This is a genomic window from Desulforapulum autotrophicum HRM2, from assembly GCF_000020365.1.
GTDB classification, from domain to species: domain Bacteria; phylum Desulfobacterota; class Desulfobacteria; order Desulfobacterales; family Desulfobacteraceae; genus Desulforapulum; species Desulforapulum autotrophicum.
Genome location: NC_012108.1, coordinates 1,749,773 through 1,765,979 on the forward strand (window position 1 = coordinate 1,749,773; position 16,207 = coordinate 1,765,979).

Genomic DNA, 16,207 nt, shown 5'->3' on the forward strand with positions numbered 1-16,207 from the left:
CGGTCAAAAAACAATTTAAAGAGCTGCTTAAAAGTTCCAGGTTATTTCAATTGTGTTGAGAAATGCGGTATCATCGTAATCATCGCCCCGGAGATCTTGAACCCCATCGCCCGGGATGAAGACGGAGATTACATTTCCAAGGGAGAAATGTTCATTAAACGCATAGGTGACACGGAGGTCCATTTCAGTGCCCACCTCACTGTCAATGTCTGTCCCGTAGGAATCTTCAAGGGCACCAGTTTCCTCAAAAAGAAAATACATGACCTGGGCCTGGTATCCCCATGCGCCCATGGCACCTTTTGCCCCAAGTCCCAGCATCATCATGCCCGGAGAGTCGGCCTTGGAGGAGTTTGATATCCCACCGTACCCTGGCGTATTTCCAAGGGTGGCAAAGTTGTTGCTGTAAAGGTGGGATCCAATGGCAGGGATGTATCGATAGATCATGGCATTTTCCATCCCAAAGGTCGGGCTATACCTGGAAATATTGGTAATTCCATTAAAGGCTTCCACATCTTTGTCATTGGCGTCATCATCACCGGTCATGAAGTAACCGCCGATATATGGCTTGAATTTTTTATTGACTTCCATCTCCAGTGATCCATATGCCCCGAATGCCGATATATCGGCTTCAGAATCCCCATTGCCTATGTCGCCTGTGGCGTAAACAAATTCAAACCGGGGGGTAAAGGCACCGATTTTCCCATAAACCTCAAATCCGAGATAATGGGTTTGTGCGTCATGATCTTCATTATCGCTAAATGCATAAATGGGGGCCAGGGTAAAATCGTTGAGTTCATAATTCAATCGAAATGTATAGGCACGCCAGTCCAGGCTGTCGCCATCGAAAATACCGTTATTGTTCTCGATTTCATCCTGAATCATGAGATACATGATTTCCCAGCCCATGGCCTCGTTTACCTTGCCGCTGAAGGCAATGTAGGGATGGTCATCTCCGTAGAGGATGCCACCGGTTTTTAGATCCAGAAATTTGGTATTCCAACCGGTATCAATCCTGAAGGGTCCGAAATTGTATCCGAAATTAAGTTTTTCAACACCAAAGTCTTCGCCTGTCATGCCGCTGTCATCCGGACTGGTAGCATCGGCCCCCCTGTCCGCGTTTGCCTTGTTCATGTTGAAATCAGACTCAAGGATTATTAAAAAATCCCAATTTTCCGCTTTTGCGGTCCAGCCGACCCTGATTTCGGATCTGACACTGTGATTTTCAAACCAACCCGATTCGTCCAAAAGGCGATCATATCCCGTATCGTCGCTGTTAAAATCGGCATTATCAACAAAAAAGGGAAACACCTTCAGGGAGCCGAACATGGTGATATCAATATCCTTGCTTTTTGTGATGACCTGACCGGATCCCATTTTTGCTGCGGCACCAATGGGAAAACTTAGAAATGCGAGACACATTAGCCATACCAAGCTTTTTTTCATCATCCTTTTCTCCTTTTAGGTAAGGGTCTGTTATAAAAAGCAAAACAGTATCAATTACTGCCTGCATCAAACCAAAGACAAGGTTGAACAAAAGCATACGCGCAAGGCCCTGAACAAAGGACACGGTGAATTATTAATTGTTATACGATAAAAATACGTATTGTGTTTTGTCACACAGTAATGGCTAAAATTTCTCAGGATATTTAGTTCCTTATCAATTTCGCTTTAACAAAGCAAATGGTAAATCGCAAATTTTGATTTTGTAACCTGAATGGATAGACAAGGATCGCAAATGTTTCTTTTAATGTTATTTTTAAAACGCAATTTTCGGGATTGGCAGTTACATGGGGGCATGTTGCATGGGGCTTGCACTTTTGTTCGGCTTGGAAACAGGGACAAGACATTGTCAAAAGCACAATAACACAAGACCTGATCATCAAAGTTAAAGTCTGAAACTAGAGTTAAAAACAATTGACAATGGGGTTTTTTCTGATTTATGTATACATCAATATTTTCTAAAAGGAGGAGCAATGGCAAAAACGAATCTGGATGAATTTGCATACAAGGCCATTCTCGACCTGATTTTTAAAAATCATTTTAAACCCGGTGAGTTCCTTTTTGAAACCGAACTTTCAGAGTCCCTTGGGTTAAGCAGAACACCTGTCCGCCATGCATTGGGGCAGCTTATCGCAGAAGGCTTTCTGGATAAAAAAAAGAAAAAAGGGTGCTTTATCCCTTTGGCGACTCCAGAAGACGCCCGTCATATTTTTTATGCCAGGGAGCATATTGAGGGTCTTGCTGCAGCCTCAGCAGCGCGGTGTGCGACAGATGAGGAGGTTCAGTATCTCTACGGCCTGATTGAAAAAGAAAACAAAGTTCAAAATTTCGGCAACCATGCATCCAAACTACTCTATGTGGAGATCAATGAGGATTTTCATTTGAGTATTGCCAGGTTCAGCCAGAACAAATACCTTGAACACTATTGTCGCCATGCTTTTTGCCGTTCAAATGTCTATATATTTTTTTTTGATAAATATTACAGTAGTTTGACCATGGATAGTCAGGTTCAAGAGCCCCAGCAGCATCTGGAAATTACCGCTGCCATTGAAAACCGGAATGAAGAAAAAGCCGAACATCTCATGAGGCAACACGTGAGAACGACCTTTGAACAATTGTTCATAAAACTTTAAGCCAGCCCATCTGCACATAAATGACACCCCTGATATTCTGAATAGACCCATGGCCCTTACCCATTGAGGAATGAGGATTGATGGGCCATTGTGTTTGGATGCTGCCGAATTGAAATGCGTTAGAACCCTTTTATAGCTGAATATGTCCTGGTGGCCGCCTTTGCCGTGGGTGATTGAAACAAAAAAAATGTTGACAAATAAAGGGAACGATTCTTATGTATACATTTTATTCTTTTTAAAGGGGTGGATCAAGGGAAGTAATCGGAACGGCTGGAGCAGGGGGATTTGTTCTCGGCCACAACGAAATTTGAAGTTCTTCCAATGAAGATGTTTTGGTGAATGTCTCAAATAAAAATCAAGTGATGTTTGCCTTGGAAAAGATCAACCAGACAGGTACTTGAAAGTTGAATTGTTTTCAGGAGAACCATGGAATTATGAAAGAGGAAAAGATGAAAGTTCTTGTGCTTGGTGGATGTGGAATTCAGGGCCGAACGGTTTTGTATGATCTGGCCCCAGATCCGGACATTGGTGAAATCATCTGCGCCGATATCCGGTTTGACGCGCTGGAGCAAATCAAACCGTTTGTGGACATGGCCAAAATTACCACCGTGGTCCTGGATGCCCGGCAAAAAGATCAATTGATCGACCTTTATGGAAAAGTGGATATCGTCATTGACCTTTTGCCAAGTTCCTTTGAAGAGGCTGTGTATGAAGCGGCCCTGGAAGCAAAGGTTGACATTGTCAATGCCAACTATGGCCACGAATTAAGAAAACTGGACAGCCAGGCAAAGCAGGCCGGGATTGCAATTATGCCCGAATGTGGACTGGACCCGGGTATTGATCTGGTCATCTATGGAGATGCGACCAGACGACTTGACCAGCTCCATTTGATCAATTCCTACTGCGGTGGATTCCCGGAAAAAAAAGCCTGTACCAACCCGTTGAATTATAAATTATCCTGGATATGGAGAGGGGTGTTGAACTCTACCATGCGCCAGGGACGAATCATCAAAGATGGTAAAATAGTCGATATCCCGGCCATGAATCAGCATGATGAACGATTTCTCCACACCATTGATTTTCCGGGACTGGGGCCCCTGGAGGCCATCCCCAACGGTGATGCTGTTATTTTTACAGATTTTCTGGGTGTCACAGACACCATTGTGGAAACCGGGCGATATTCCTTGAGATGGCCGGGCTGGAGTGCTTTCTGGCGGCCTTTGAAACAACTGGGGTTCTTAAGTGATGAACCGGTAAAAGGCCTTGCCGGAACAATTTCTCCCATTGATTTTCTGGATAAATTCCTAGGTCCCCAATTGGAATACCAGAAAGATGAAAAAGACCTGGTTACAATGATCAACGTCTTTGAAGGCCTAAAAGAGGGTAAAAAGGCCCGGTTCACCAGTACCATGCTTATTGAAAGGGACCTGGAAACGGGAATCACTGCCATGAGCAAGGGTGTGGGGTATACTGCCGCCATTACAGCCCGGATGATCGCCAGGGGGGATATTAAGGAAAAAGGTGTGCTTTCCCCGCTGCATCATATTCCGGTGGTCCCATTACTATCCGGCCTGAAAGATCGAGGTATACAAATTAATGAGGAATTTATTGTTCTGGAATAGGGGCCATGGAAATAATAAAACCAAGCAGAAATCCAGCATTCTATTGGCGTGTTTTAATATTTTCATGGCCCTATATGCGCGGTTCACATTACCGGCCTCCGCCTTTGACGGAAGGTCATTGACTCTAAAATAAGGAGAAAAAATGAAATTGAAACAGATGTTAACCATGGCCCTTGCTTTTCTCATTGCGCTGTCCTTTTCAGGACTAAGCTTTGCCAACAACCTGACGGATATCGTGAAACGAGGCGAACTCAGGGTCGCCGTTCAGTCAGGAAACCCGCCCTATGCCTTTATTGATAAGAACGGTGACCACACAGGATCCATGATTGAGTTTACTAAAGGAATGGCCGATGCCATGGGCGTGAAGCTCAAAATACTGGATTTTGACTGGGACGGACTGATTCCTGCCCTTCTTTCCGGCAAGGCCGATATCCTGGCCGCGGATATGACCCCGACCCTGAAGCGGTCGTTGAAAATTACCTTTACCGACCCCTGGATCTATGTTCAGCCCTGTATCTTTACCCGCACCGACAAAGCGTACCAGACCCTGGAAGATGTGAATAAATCTGATGTCACGGTGGGTGTTCTTCTGGGCTCCACAGGTGAGAACATCGCCAGAACGTATCTGCCCAATGCCAAAATCAAGGCCTACAAAGGCGGCGGTCGGATGATTGTCCAGGCCCTTGTTGCCGGACATGTGGATGCCGGTGTAAATGATGACCTGGCGGTTCTTACCGTTCTTTCTGACTTTCCCCCCAATTCAGTCCGCTTGCTTGACAAACGACTGGGCCAGGGAAAAGATCCCCTTGCCTTTGCCGTCCGTCATGAGGCTGTGAACCTGTGGCAGTGGATTAATCTTTATTTTCAGACCATTCGTTCCAGCGGCGAATATGACAGAAATATCGCTTATTGGATGGAAGGTATTGATTGGAAAAAAGATCACTAGGCCGGAAAAATCATCTTCACATGGGTATCGTTGAGGCCATGGGTTAGACCGATAATTACGGTGTGCCTTCCTGAGTTGTTTGGGAAGGCATACTGAATTTACCAATGGATGGTAATATGCTGGCTGATTTTAATTTTAGAATTATCATGGAGTACCTGCCGCTTTTTTTACATGGGCTGGGTGCCACTTTTTTAATTTCCACGGCGTCTATTTTCCTGGCGCTGGTCGTCGGAGTTATTGCCTGCGCATGCCGGATTTCACAGATTAAATACCTGAAGTATCCCGCCATCGCCTATATTGAGCTGATCAGGTCCACCCCGCTTCTGGTTCAGATTTATTTTTTCTATTTCGGGTTACCCACCCTGGGTGTCAGAATTCCAGAGATACAGACTGGAATCCTTGCTCTGATGCTCAACTCAGGGGCCTATATTGCTGAAATTATACGGGCAGGGATCAGTTCCGTGGATGAAGGTCACATTGAAGCCGGGATTTCATCTGGTTTGAATTACGTCCAGCGGATGCGGTTTATCATCCTGCCCCAGGCTCTGGGGGCTACCATTCCTCCTTTGCTGGGCCAGGCCATTGTCCTGGTCAAGGATTCAGCCCTGCTTTCCTTGATTTCAGTGGCAGAATTGACCCGGTGCGGCCAGGTCCTGACTTCGGAACGTTTCATGCCCACCGAGGCTTTCTTAACGGTTGCCTTTTTTTATATGTGCATTTATTTTGTGCTTAAATCCCTGGCCGACTGGTCCCAGAAAAAGTTGATTTTCAGGGAGGTGTATTGATCATGATGGGATTTTATTTCAACCGGCTTGTGGAGATTTTGCCCCTTTTTCTAAAGGGTCTGTGGATGACCACACAGATCGCCTTTATCAGTCTGGGGGTCTGTACGGTGCTCGGATTCAGCCTGGGGATATTGAGGTCCGGTAAAAGTGTGATTCTCAAGTGGATCATCGGGGTCTATGTCTCGTTTGTAAGGGGAACCCCCTTTGTCGTCCAGGTGTTCATTATCTTTTTTATTTTTCCTGAATGGGGACTTCAATTGGAAGCCTTTTCGGCAGCCCTTCTGGCCATGGCCATCATGGGTTCGGCTTTTATCTGTGAAATTGTGGCCGGTGGCATTGCGTCCATTTCCAAGGGGCAGTGGGAGGCCGCAGAATCTTCCGGCCTGAGTCGGATTCAGCAGATGCGCCTGGTTATTCTGCCCCAGGCCATGCGGGTGATTCTTCCCCCCCTTGTGGGGCAGTTTGTCCTGCTGATAAAAGATACCTCGGTGGTATCGGTGATCGGGGTGATGGATCTGACCCGGGTGGGATGGATCACCGTAATCCGGATCCCCGAAGGGCTGATGGTGTTTTCCCTGGTGGGTATTCTCTACTTTGTCATCTCCTATCCCCTGATTCTTCTGTCCAACTATCTGGAACGAAAAATGGCGGTTTAACACCTTAAGGAAGTATCCATGGAAAATATTATAGAATTTAAAAATGTAAATAAATGGTTTGGAAAGCTCCACGTATTGAACAATATCAATCTTCAGGTGGCCAGGGGGGAAGTCCTGGTGATCTGTGGCCCCAGCGGATCGGGAAAATCCACATTGATCCGGTGTATCAACCGCCTTGAAAATATCCATGATGGTGAGATCCATGTAAACAAGATGCAGGTCCATGACAAGTCTGCAAATTTAACCAAGCTCAGGGCTGATATCGGTTTTGTGTTTCAGCAATTTCACCTCTATCCCCATATGACAGTTCTGCAGAACATTATCCTGGCGCCAATGCATGTGAAAAAAATCAACAGATCCCTGGCAGAAAAGATTGCCATGGAAAAACTCGACCAGGTGGGATTGACTGAAAAAGCCAATGCCTACCCCATCCAGCTGTCCGGTGGCCAGCAGCAGCGGGTGGCCATTGCAAGGGGCCTTGCCATGTCTCCTGACATCATGCTGTTTGACGAACCCACCTCTGCCCTGGACCCGGAAATGATCGGTGAGGTTTTAGACGTCATGGTCAACCTGGTATCCGAAGGCATGACCATGTGTGTGGTTACCCATGAAATGGGGTTTGCCAGAAAAGTGGCCGACCGGGTGCTGTTCATGGATGAAGGGCAAATTATTGAAACCGGGAAACCCATTGATTTCTTTGATAACCCGACCACAGAAAGGGCCCGGGGATTTATCAGCATGATACTGACCCATTAATCTTTACGGAGGAAAGCCCCATGAAATTATATCGTTTGCCAAGATATGTCCTGGCTGAATTTCCAACCCCGGTTGATTTTCTTGAGTCGTTTTCAAAATTGAACAACGGACCCAAAATATATATGAAGCGGGATGACCTTACTTCCCTGGGCATGGGCGGCAATAAAACAAGGAAGCTTGAATTCCTCGTTGGCGAAGCCCTGGACCAGGGTAAAGATACCCTGGTTACCGCAGGAGGGCTGCAATCCAACCACTGCCGTCTGACAGCGGCTGCCGCCGGAAAAGCCGGCCTTGACTGCCATCTGGTTCTAAACGGCAATTGTCCTGAAACGGCCAGCGGCAATCTGCTGCTGGATAAAATATTCGGGGCCCAGATCCATTATTGTGACAGGAAAGACAGGGACCAGCGACTCTACCAGGTGGCGGACACCCTTCAAAACCAGGGGAAACGTCCCTATGTCATTCCCGTTGGCGGATCCAACGGCGTGGGGTCTGTGGGTTATGTGAACGCCATGGTGGAACTCCATGCCCAGCTTACGCAGATGAAGGTCCAGCCCGATGCCATTGTGTTTGCCACAAGTTCCGGTGGTACCCAGGCAGGCCTGACCCTGGGTGCAGAGCTAACAGGGTTTAAGGGGCAGGTCCTGGGCATCAGTATTGATCAGGTCAAAACCGGAAAAAATCCTTTTCCCCCGGTTCTCCTTGAAATTGCCAGGGCAACGGCCCAAAGGCTTGGTATCAGTACGGAGTTGACAGAACAGGATTTTTCTCTTAATTGTGATTACCTGGGTGCAGGCTATGCCGTGCCGGCAGATCTGGAGTTTAATGCCATTCGGGATCTGGCCAGGTGCGAGGGCATTCTGCTTGGTCCGGTGTATACCGCCCGTGCCATGGGGGGGCTGATGGACCTGATCCAACAAGGGGTATTTAAAAAAGGCCAGACCGTCTTGTTCTGGCATACCGGCGGATCTCCGGAATTATTTGCATGGTCAAGTCAGTTGGGCTCACAATCCGGGTCGTTTGAAGGATAATTTTGAAATTGCAGTTGCCTCGGCCGTATCGTTGGTGGCTGACCTAAAACCCGGTTAACAAATTGATTCTGGGATGCCACACCGGCATATTGCTGGTTCCATACCGGTGATCTGGGGAAAAAGGATGGGGACGGGGTCTCAAGGCTCAGGCTCCGGCCTTTGCCCGGGCCTGGTCTGCTTCATCCATCCTGCCCTGCTCCTCAAGGGCGTGGATAATTATCTTCCAGTTTTTCTTTTTCAGGGAACGATCATCACCTGCCAGGGTATTGGACTTTCTGGCCAGGGATTCAGCCTGGCGGTATTGACCCTTCATCAGCCTGGCCTTTGCCATGAGATGCCAGACTTCAGGATCCCGTCCGTCAATGGTCAGGGCCCGTTCCAGGGTCTGGAAAGCAGGATCCGGCTTATGAAGGAAAAGCTGCCTTTCAGCCTTTCGGATCATGGTGTTCAGAATGGCTGGTCGCGGCTTTTTTGTGGGAACCAGGCGCGAAAGCCTTTCAGGCTGAGGCTGGCCCGACTTTTGGATTGTCTTTCCCGGTGGGGGGGCCCCGATTTCCGGCACCTGTTTGGGGGGCTCATGGGTCTGGGGAATGGATGAAATCCTGTTTTTGGCGCAGGAGGCCATGAAAAAAGGAATTAACAATAGAACTGAACAAATGGTTACCCAGCGGACAAAAAGGTTCTGTTTCATTTAAAGACCTCTTTAAACCAATCCATAAGATATTTGGTTTTTACTTTTTTTGGGGGGGCTGCCTTGGATGAAGACCGTGGAACGGGTTGATCACCTGTCTGGATAGGTGAAAAAGCAGATTCACAGGGCTGGAATTCTTCCGGAACAGACCCTCGGATGAACGGAGCAGACACGGCATTGGGGCAATCCCCGTTGGTTCTGTATCCGGTTTTGGAATCAATGATTCCCCATTCAATATTTTCGGGAACGGCCAGATCCAGAGGAGAGTTGGAAATTTTTGACATGAGTCGTCCAAAGACCTGGAGGGCACCGGAAGAACCGGTAAGGCCGGTAGACTGGTTATCGTCCCGTCCGATCCATACTACAGCCAGATGATTGCCTGAAAATCCTGCAAACCAGCTGTCCTTGAGGTCATTGGTGGTGCCTGTTTTCCCGGCAATTGAATAATCCGGGGACAGCCATTTATTCAAGGATTTTCCCGTTCCCCGGGAAACCACTCCCTGGAGCATTTTATTTACCAGAAAAACCGCTCCTGGATTCATACGCTGCTCAATGGTCAAGTCATACCGCTGGAGGGCTTCCCCTTCAAGGGTATAGATCGTTCGAATGGCCCGGGCTGGCGTGTAAAATCCTCCAGATGCCAGGGTGTGGTACATCTGGGCCACCTGGATGGGAGACATATCCATGCTTCCCAGGAGTATGGAAGGCAAAACCGGGGGTTCAGGATTTGCACCTAATTTTTTCAGGGTATTTGAGACATTCTCAAGACCCAAATCCAGGCCCAGCCTCACCGTTGCGGTATTATAAGAATGAACCAGGGCCTGAAAGAGCCCCACCTGCCCGTGGGATGTTCTGTCAAAATTTTGGGGTTGCCAGAAAGTGCCGTCATAATTTTTGATTTTTACGGGGCCGTCGTTGACCCGGGAGACCAGGGTGTAGGTGTCTGGCTGGGCCAGGGCCGTAAGATATACCGCCGGCTTGACCAGGGACCCTATGGGGCGCCGGGCATCCAAGGCCCGGTTGAACCCCATGTACCTGAAATCTTTGCCCCCCACCAGGGCGTGGATTTCATTGGTGGCCGTGTCCGAAAATACCAATCCGGCTTCCAGGTGGCTGTCTTTATTTTTCAAAAAGCCGGAGACAGCCTGTTCTGCAGCCAGCTGAACCTGGGGATCCAGGGCCGTAAAAATTCTCAGCCCCATGGTTCTCAAATCGTTTTCCCGGTATTCTTTGAGCAGCTGCCGTTTCACCAGATCCAGGTAAAAGGGAAATGGAGAGTGTCCCTGGGTCGGTTTTTGAATCACTCCCAGGGAAGCTGTCAGGCCTTGTTTTAACTGGGAGGGCGAGATCAGCCCCTGGTCTGCCATTAATTTAAGGACCACATTTCGCCGTTGCCTGGCCTGGTCCGGATATGTCCTGGGATTATAGGCGGAGGGGCCCTTGAGCATGCCCACCAGCAGGGCGATTTCATGGGGGGCAAGATTGGCCGGGGACTTACCGAAATAAAAATCCGCGGCCAGGCCGAATCCATGGATGGACCGTTTGCCGTCCTGGCCCAGGTAGACTTCGTTTATATAAGCCTCCAGGATTTCATCCTTGGAAAAATGAAGTTCCAGGGCCGCTGCCATAAAGGTTTCGTTGATCTTCCGGACCAGGGTTTTTTCCCGGGTCAGAAAAAAATTTTTGGCCAGCTGCTGGGTAAGGGTGGAGGCCCCCTGGGAAAGCCGCCGATTTTTAATATTTACCAGAATAGCCCGGAAAATAGCTTTGGGATCAATGCCGTAATGGGTGTAAAAATTTCGGTCTTCCACAGCTACAATGGATTTTCCCAGCAGGGGCGGCGTCTGATCCAGAGTTACCAGAACTCGATCCTCCATGGATGCCGGGTAAAACCGGCCCACCATAACCGGATCCAGCCGATCCATCTCCCTGTCTCTGCCGGTTTTGATATTTTTTACCTGGATCACCCTGTTGTCTTTGATACGGACCCGGGTGCGGCGCAGGGGAAGTGTCTCATCCCCGAAATCAAAGGCCCGCAAAAACAGGTCAAAGGTGTTTCCCATGCGGGCGTAGGTACCCGGTGTATCCAGCCCATTTGAATTATCCTGTTTCCGGTACCCAATGAGGATCAATTCTTTTTCAAACAACTCAGGAACCAGTTGCATGGAGGGATAGACTTCCAGGGGCCGGGCATAAACCCGGGCCGGCAGTTCCCACAGCCTGCCCTGAAATTGCTCCTGAACCTGTTTGTCAAATTTATTAAAATATCCAAAAAAAAGTCCGGCACATCCCAGCAGGACCAGTATGAAAATCGTCTTTTTCATAAATTTCCCTGTATTCGATCATAATTTGTTCCCTAGGAACCTATAGATGGGTATCAAAATACAGGCACACAATCAATAGACGAGTGGGGTAAAAAAGGATATGGATAAGAATAAGAATACGAAGAAAGGTTAAAATAACAGTACGGCCGCTTTTGCTGAGGTGATCATACGCTTCACAAGGCCTGGTACAATTTGGCTGAAGTGTCCTTGTAAATGGTTTGAAGCCCTTGGATGGTTGCCTTGATATCTTCGGCGCCGATAATTTCTGTGATCATGCAGACGGTCCTGGCCCCGTGGCTTACCACCTGGCCCAGGTTGTGCGCCTTGATGCCGCCAATGGCCACAAAGGGGATGGCGATGTTTGCTGCAACATGGTCAAGGTAGGCAAGTCCCACGGCATCGCAGACACCTTCCTTGGTCTGGGTGGTGAAAATCGGGCCCACACCGATGTAGTCGGCACCTTCCAGGACTGCCTGCCGGGCCTGATCCAGACTATGGGTGGAGCGGCCGATGATCATATCCCCCACAAGTTTTCTGAGCGGCCTTAAGGGAAGGTCGTCCTGGCCCGTGTGGATGCCGTCGGCTTCCACCATCAGGGCAAGGTCGGCATGGTCGTTAACGATAAAGGTGACCCCGGCATCCCTGGTGATCTGCCTGATGGCAACACACTCCTTGTACATTTCCCCCATGGATTTTGAGGCGGGTTTCTCCCGGTACTGGAGGGTGGTTACGCCTGCATTTACCATCTCTTGAGCCACCTGGATATTGGATCGTCCCCTGGAAAATTTTTCTGTCAGGATTCCGTAGATTCCCGGGTTTAATCTTGCTGTCATGAACATCTCCTTTTCTCGAGTTTTCAATACCATGGCGGTTGTGTGTGGTTTAAAATAAAGCCGGGTCTTGGGGTAGACTTTTACAGCCTTCGGCACGTACAAAATATCCCGGGAGTATGAAAAATCGAAATGGGAATGTCAACAAGAAACGATTTTTCCAACCAATTTCGATAAATGCTGTACATGGCCGTTTGATGAACCCCATGTGCCAGGGGGAGCATGCCATTTTTCAGGCAGGTCTCCCAGGGCATTTTTAAGGGCCAGTTCAATTTTGTTCCAGATCAGGTGAATCGGCATTTTGTTGACCTTTTTAGTCGACTGAAGTAAATTACATGCGAAACGCATTGTTTGGGTTCTGAGAGTCAGTGGGGTAAGGTCTCTTAAATTTATAGTAACGTTTTTACTTTTCCAATATGGAGAATAGATTTATGCGGCTTGAACGTCAGCAACTGATCCGTTCATTATTTGACGAGTACATTGAAATGTACGCTTCACGCGATGACCGACTGACCTCACGCTTTAGTGATAATTTTAGTGGTTATGCGGGCAGCAGCGACGTTCTCGTCACAAGCAAAGATGAGTGGGTCCGGATTACAATGCAAGATTTTGCACAAATACCCGGACGACTTCATATAAAAATGTTGAATTTGTCATTACAAGACCTTGCTCAAGACATTGTGGCCATCACTGCTTTTTTCAATATAAACCTACCAGTACCCGAGCACATACTTTCGCGGGAGACCGTCAGGTTAGTGTTAATGTTCCGGTGCGAGGATAACGATTGGAAAATTGTGCACAGCGGGCTCTCGATTCCTTATGGCTTGGCTAATGATAGTGAAATCTATCCGGTGTCTCGACTGGAGAAACGTAACCTCGAACTTGAGCAGGTCGTCGAAAACAGGACCAAAGAATTGGCTGAGGCTAACAGGTTGCTGCAAATACAGACAAACACAGATAGTTTGACCAACATAGGTAACCGCCGCTTTTTTGATCAAATGCTTGTTCAGGAATGGAGTAGAGGCCAACGTGGCGGTACTCCTCTGGCGCTTATCATGCTGGATATTGACCACTTCAAACGATTTAACGACCGCTATGGACACTTAGCCGGGGATGCTTGCCTGCAGGCACTGGCCAAGGCGTTAGCGGAATCGGGACGTCGTGCAGGTGAGTTAGCAGCTCGTTATGGCGGTGAAGAATTTGCCATCCTTTTGCCAAACATGGACAAGCAAATCGTATTGGAAACTGCAACACAGATCCATCAAAGAGTCTTGTCACTTGCAATCCCCCACACTGACTCACTTTTAGGTATCGTCACTGTGAGTATTGGTGTGGCTATCCTCCAGCCATCAAACCAGCTTCTTCCTGTCGAACTGGTGCGACAAGCTGACGCAGCGCTCTATCGCGCTAAAACTAACGGCCGCAATTGCATTCAACTGGAAGCGTAACTTGTGGTGTGAGTTGGATCTGTTACAAAATCTCTGGCGAAACAGAAAAATCGGAATTGGAATGTCAATTAAAATGATGCTTCGGTATTGTAAAATTGTTCTTTTTAAATTATAGTCAGCGCCTGTTTTTTAACACGTAAAATAAAAGGTATATCATGTTCGCTAAAACAGCCGATGACCTCAGGGAAATGGTACTCCAAAATCCGGGAACTTCCCCTTCCATTTTTCTCAGGGACGACTCCTTTGCTGCCTGGTGCTATGACAACAGGGATCTTTCATGGCTGAAATCCGCATTTAACAGAGATGCGGACCCGGACGACTGCAGAAAATGGGGAATCTCCCCACCGGAGTGGAAGGTCAACGTGGAGATGGCGGGCCTTGCACTGAAAGTTTCTGCTATGAGATAGTAAACTTGGCAAATTCCGGGGCTATTGAAACGAGCCGTTTGCCGTCGTCTGAGTCTGGATCAATGAGCGTGAAATCTGGAAATTCAAATCCCGGAGCCACGGAGCACCCGACCAGGACTGTATCGGATATGGGTTCGGCGGCTTGCCAGATCCCTGCAGGAATGACATGGCAGAAAATATTGTCGGCAGCCGAAAGGGTGACGCACTGGGGAGGTGTGCTGGATCCATCCCAGGAGTACAAACGAAGGCCTGTACCCTGGTATAGATTCCATACTTCATCAGACAAAACTTTGTGAAAATTGCTCGTTTCTCCCGGATTTAAAGAAAAGTAGATGTGGGTAAGTGCCGATCTGATTTCTCCCTGTGATGTAGAGATGGTTGCATTGGATCTGAATACCTCCCGGAATCGGCCTCCTTCAGGATGTTCTGTAAGATTAACCGGCTTCATTGTATTGAGTTGTCTTGTCTGTTCCATCACCCTACCTCTTATTATGGTGCGCCTGACCCCGTTCACTTGATCCCTTACCTTTATCCCATGTGTTTTTGTATGTCCAGATTGCATTTTCTACTTGTTTGTCAAGGGCTGGAGAACCGTTGGTGATAAAATAAGAGACAGTGTTTCCCATCGACTCATCCGGCAGGCGCTGTGGGTCACATTGTCCCGAAATTCCTGGGTCAGTTAAATCCCTGCTGCTGGCGGCTGAATTTATTTCATTAAATGTTAACTTATTTTAATTTATAATTTAAGTCATTTAGCAGGGAAAAGCAGAATGGGTGAACGCACTGCAGGCAGAAACAAACCGTCTGGCAGATTTATTGCTATGAAAGGCATCAGAGTTCAAACAAGTGTTGTTGTTTTAAATTTAACAAACAGACCTTACTAAGGAGCCTAGCATGTCAAACGGAGAAGCAGTTTACGGATTTTTTATTCCTACAGTTTCACTCATGGGTATTGGTTCACACAAAGAGATTTGCAACCAGATGAAAAGCCTGGGAGTCTCTAAACCTTTTCTTGTAGCAGACAAGGGAATCACCGCTGCCGGGCTCACCAAGCAGATTTGTGATATCATTAAAGAAGGGATGGGGGTTGATGCGGTAGTATACGATGAAACCGTTCCCAATCCCACAGATAAAAATGTTGCAGATGGTGTTGCTATTTATGAGAAGAGCGGTTGTGACATGATCATCACCCTGGGTGGTGGAAGCTCCCACGACTGTGGAAAAGGCATTGGTCTTGTTGCTTCAAATGGCGGAACCATCCATGACCTGGAAGGCGTTGATCAGTCCACAAAAGCAATGCCTCCCTTTATTGCCATCAACACCACGGCTGGAACCGGAAGTGAGATGACTCGTTTCTGCATCATCACAGATACCAGCAGAAAGGTTAAAATGGCCATTGTTGACTGGCGCTGCACGCCCAATATTGCCATCAATGACCCCCTTCTCATGATGGGCATGCCGGCTGGACTGACTGCTGCAACCGGTATGGACGCTTTGACCCATTCTGTTGAAGCCTATGTCTCAACCATTGCAACCCCCATAACCGATGCCTGTGCCATCAAGGCCATTGAGCTTGTTGCCCAGAATTTGAGGCAGGCTGTTGCCAATGGTGATGATCTTGCGGCAAGGGACAAAATGGCCTATGCGGAATATCTTGCAGGTATGGCGTTTAACAATGCAAGCCTTGGCCATGTCCATGCCATGGCCCATCAGCTGGGTGGTTTTTACAACCTTCCCCATGGTGTGTGCAATGCCATTCTGCTTCCCCATGTTTCAAGGTTCAACCTTATTGCCAAGCTCCAGCGATTTGCTGACATTGCCGTTGCCATGGGAGAAAACATTACAGGGTTGTCCCTCAGGGACGCAGCAGAACGAGCCTTGACCGCAATCCAGACCCTTTCTGCCGATGTGGGCATTCCTGCAAATCTCACAGAACTGGGTGTTAAGAAAGAGGATCTCAAGATTATGGCTGAAAATGCCCAGAAAGATGCCTGCGGTGCCACTAATCCGAGACGTCCAAGCCTTGAGGATGTTATTCAAATTTACACAAATGCATTGTAATCGTTTATCCAACGGGT

15 protein-coding genes are annotated in these 16,207 nt (G+C 47.9%); 10 read left to right on the forward strand and 5 right to left on the reverse strand.

What is annotated here, in order from left to right; translation table 11 throughout:
• Positions 1-27: 27 nt before the first annotated feature.
• The gene (locus HRM2_RS07595; protein ID WP_015903423.1) at positions 28-1,446 is read right to left on the reverse strand and encodes a hypothetical protein; all 1,419 of its coding nucleotides are present in this window, start codon (positions 1,444-1,446) and stop codon (positions 28-30) included.
• Positions 1,447-1,973: 527 nt separating this feature from the next.
• On the opposite strand from HRM2_RS07595, the gene HRM2_RS07600 reads away from it, so the two are divergent.
• From HRM2_RS07600 to HRM2_RS07630, 7 genes are all read left to right on the forward strand, one after another.
• The gene (locus HRM2_RS07600) at positions 1,974-2,633 is read left to right on the forward strand and encodes a GntR family transcriptional regulator (RefSeq protein WP_015903424.1); all 660 of its coding nucleotides are present in this window, start codon (positions 1,974-1,976) and stop codon (positions 2,631-2,633) included.
• A 434-nt stretch (positions 2,634-3,067) separates the two neighbouring features.
• On the forward strand, positions 3,068-4,255 hold the full coding sequence (locus tag HRM2_RS07605; RefSeq protein ID WP_015903425.1) for a saccharopine dehydrogenase family protein: 1,188 nt from the start codon (positions 3,068-3,070) through the stop codon (positions 4,253-4,255).
• A gap of 142 nt (positions 4,256-4,397) precedes the next feature.
• Complete coding sequence (locus tag HRM2_RS07610; protein WP_015903426.1) at positions 4,398-5,201, forward strand: ABC transporter substrate-binding protein; 804 nt, start codon at positions 4,398-4,400, stop codon at positions 5,199-5,201.
• 104 nt (positions 5,202-5,305) lie between these two features.
• Positions 5,306-5,986, forward strand: a complete 681-nt coding sequence (locus HRM2_RS07615) for an amino acid ABC transporter permease (RefSeq protein ID WP_015903427.1) — start codon at positions 5,306-5,308, stop codon at positions 5,984-5,986.
• A gap of 2 nt (positions 5,987-5,988) precedes the next feature.
• Complete coding sequence (locus HRM2_RS07620) at positions 5,989-6,642, forward strand: amino acid ABC transporter permease (protein WP_015903428.1); 654 nt, start codon at positions 5,989-5,991, stop codon at positions 6,640-6,642.
• An 18-nt stretch (positions 6,643-6,660) separates the two neighbouring features.
• Complete coding sequence (locus HRM2_RS07625) at positions 6,661-7,398, forward strand: amino acid ABC transporter ATP-binding protein (protein WP_015903429.1); 738 nt, start codon at positions 6,661-6,663, stop codon at positions 7,396-7,398.
• A 20-nt stretch (positions 7,399-7,418) separates the two neighbouring features.
• Complete coding sequence (locus HRM2_RS07630) at positions 7,419-8,429, forward strand: D-cysteine desulfhydrase family protein (protein WP_015903430.1); 1,011 nt, start codon at positions 7,419-7,421, stop codon at positions 8,427-8,429.
• Between the two features lie 145 nt (positions 8,430-8,574).
• Here HRM2_RS07630 and HRM2_RS25045 read toward each other — a convergent pair whose 3' ends face one another.
• The 3 genes from HRM2_RS25045 to thiE form a co-directional block, all read right to left on the reverse strand.
• Positions 8,575-9,120 (reverse strand): tetratricopeptide repeat protein, encoded by a 546-nt coding sequence (locus HRM2_RS25045; RefSeq protein WP_015903431.1) that lies wholly within the window; start codon positions 9,118-9,120, stop codon positions 8,575-8,577.
• Complete coding sequence (mrcB, locus tag HRM2_RS07640) at positions 9,117-11,444, reverse strand: penicillin-binding protein 1B (RefSeq protein ID WP_015903432.1); 2,328 nt, start codon at positions 11,442-11,444, stop codon at positions 9,117-9,119. Before mrcB ends, HRM2_RS25045 begins: the two co-directional genes overlap by 4 nt.
• 173 nt (positions 11,445-11,617) lie before the next feature.
• Positions 11,618-12,277 (reverse strand): thiamine phosphate synthase, encoded by a 660-nt coding sequence (gene thiE / locus HRM2_RS07645; RefSeq protein ID WP_015903433.1) that lies wholly within the window; start codon positions 12,275-12,277, stop codon positions 11,618-11,620.
• Positions 12,278-12,705: 428 nt separating this feature from the next.
• Here thiE and HRM2_RS07650 point away from each other — a divergent pair, with 428 nt between their 5' ends.
• A complete protein-coding gene (locus HRM2_RS07650; RefSeq protein WP_015903435.1) occupies positions 12,706-13,722 on the forward strand; it encodes a GGDEF domain-containing protein in 1,017 nt (338 codons plus the stop codon).
• 155 nt (positions 13,723-13,877) lie between these two features.
• A complete protein-coding gene (locus tag HRM2_RS07655) occupies positions 13,878-14,129 on the forward strand; it encodes a hypothetical protein (protein ID WP_015903436.1) in 252 nt (83 codons plus the stop codon).
• Here HRM2_RS07655 and HRM2_RS07660 read toward each other — a convergent pair.
• Entirely contained in the window at positions 14,119-14,604 is a 486-nt protein-coding gene (locus HRM2_RS07660) for a cupin domain-containing protein (RefSeq protein WP_232364222.1), read from the reverse strand. The two genes, HRM2_RS07655 and HRM2_RS07660, sit on opposite strands and share 11 nt — an antisense overlap.
• A 419-nt stretch (positions 14,605-15,023) precedes the next feature.
• Between HRM2_RS07660 and HRM2_RS07665 the strand changes: the two genes are divergently transcribed.
• The gene (locus HRM2_RS07665; RefSeq protein WP_015903438.1) at positions 15,024-16,190 is read left to right on the forward strand and encodes an iron-containing alcohol dehydrogenase; all 1,167 of its coding nucleotides are present in this window, start codon (positions 15,024-15,026) and stop codon (positions 16,188-16,190) included.
• Positions 16,191-16,207 lie beyond the last annotated feature (17 nt).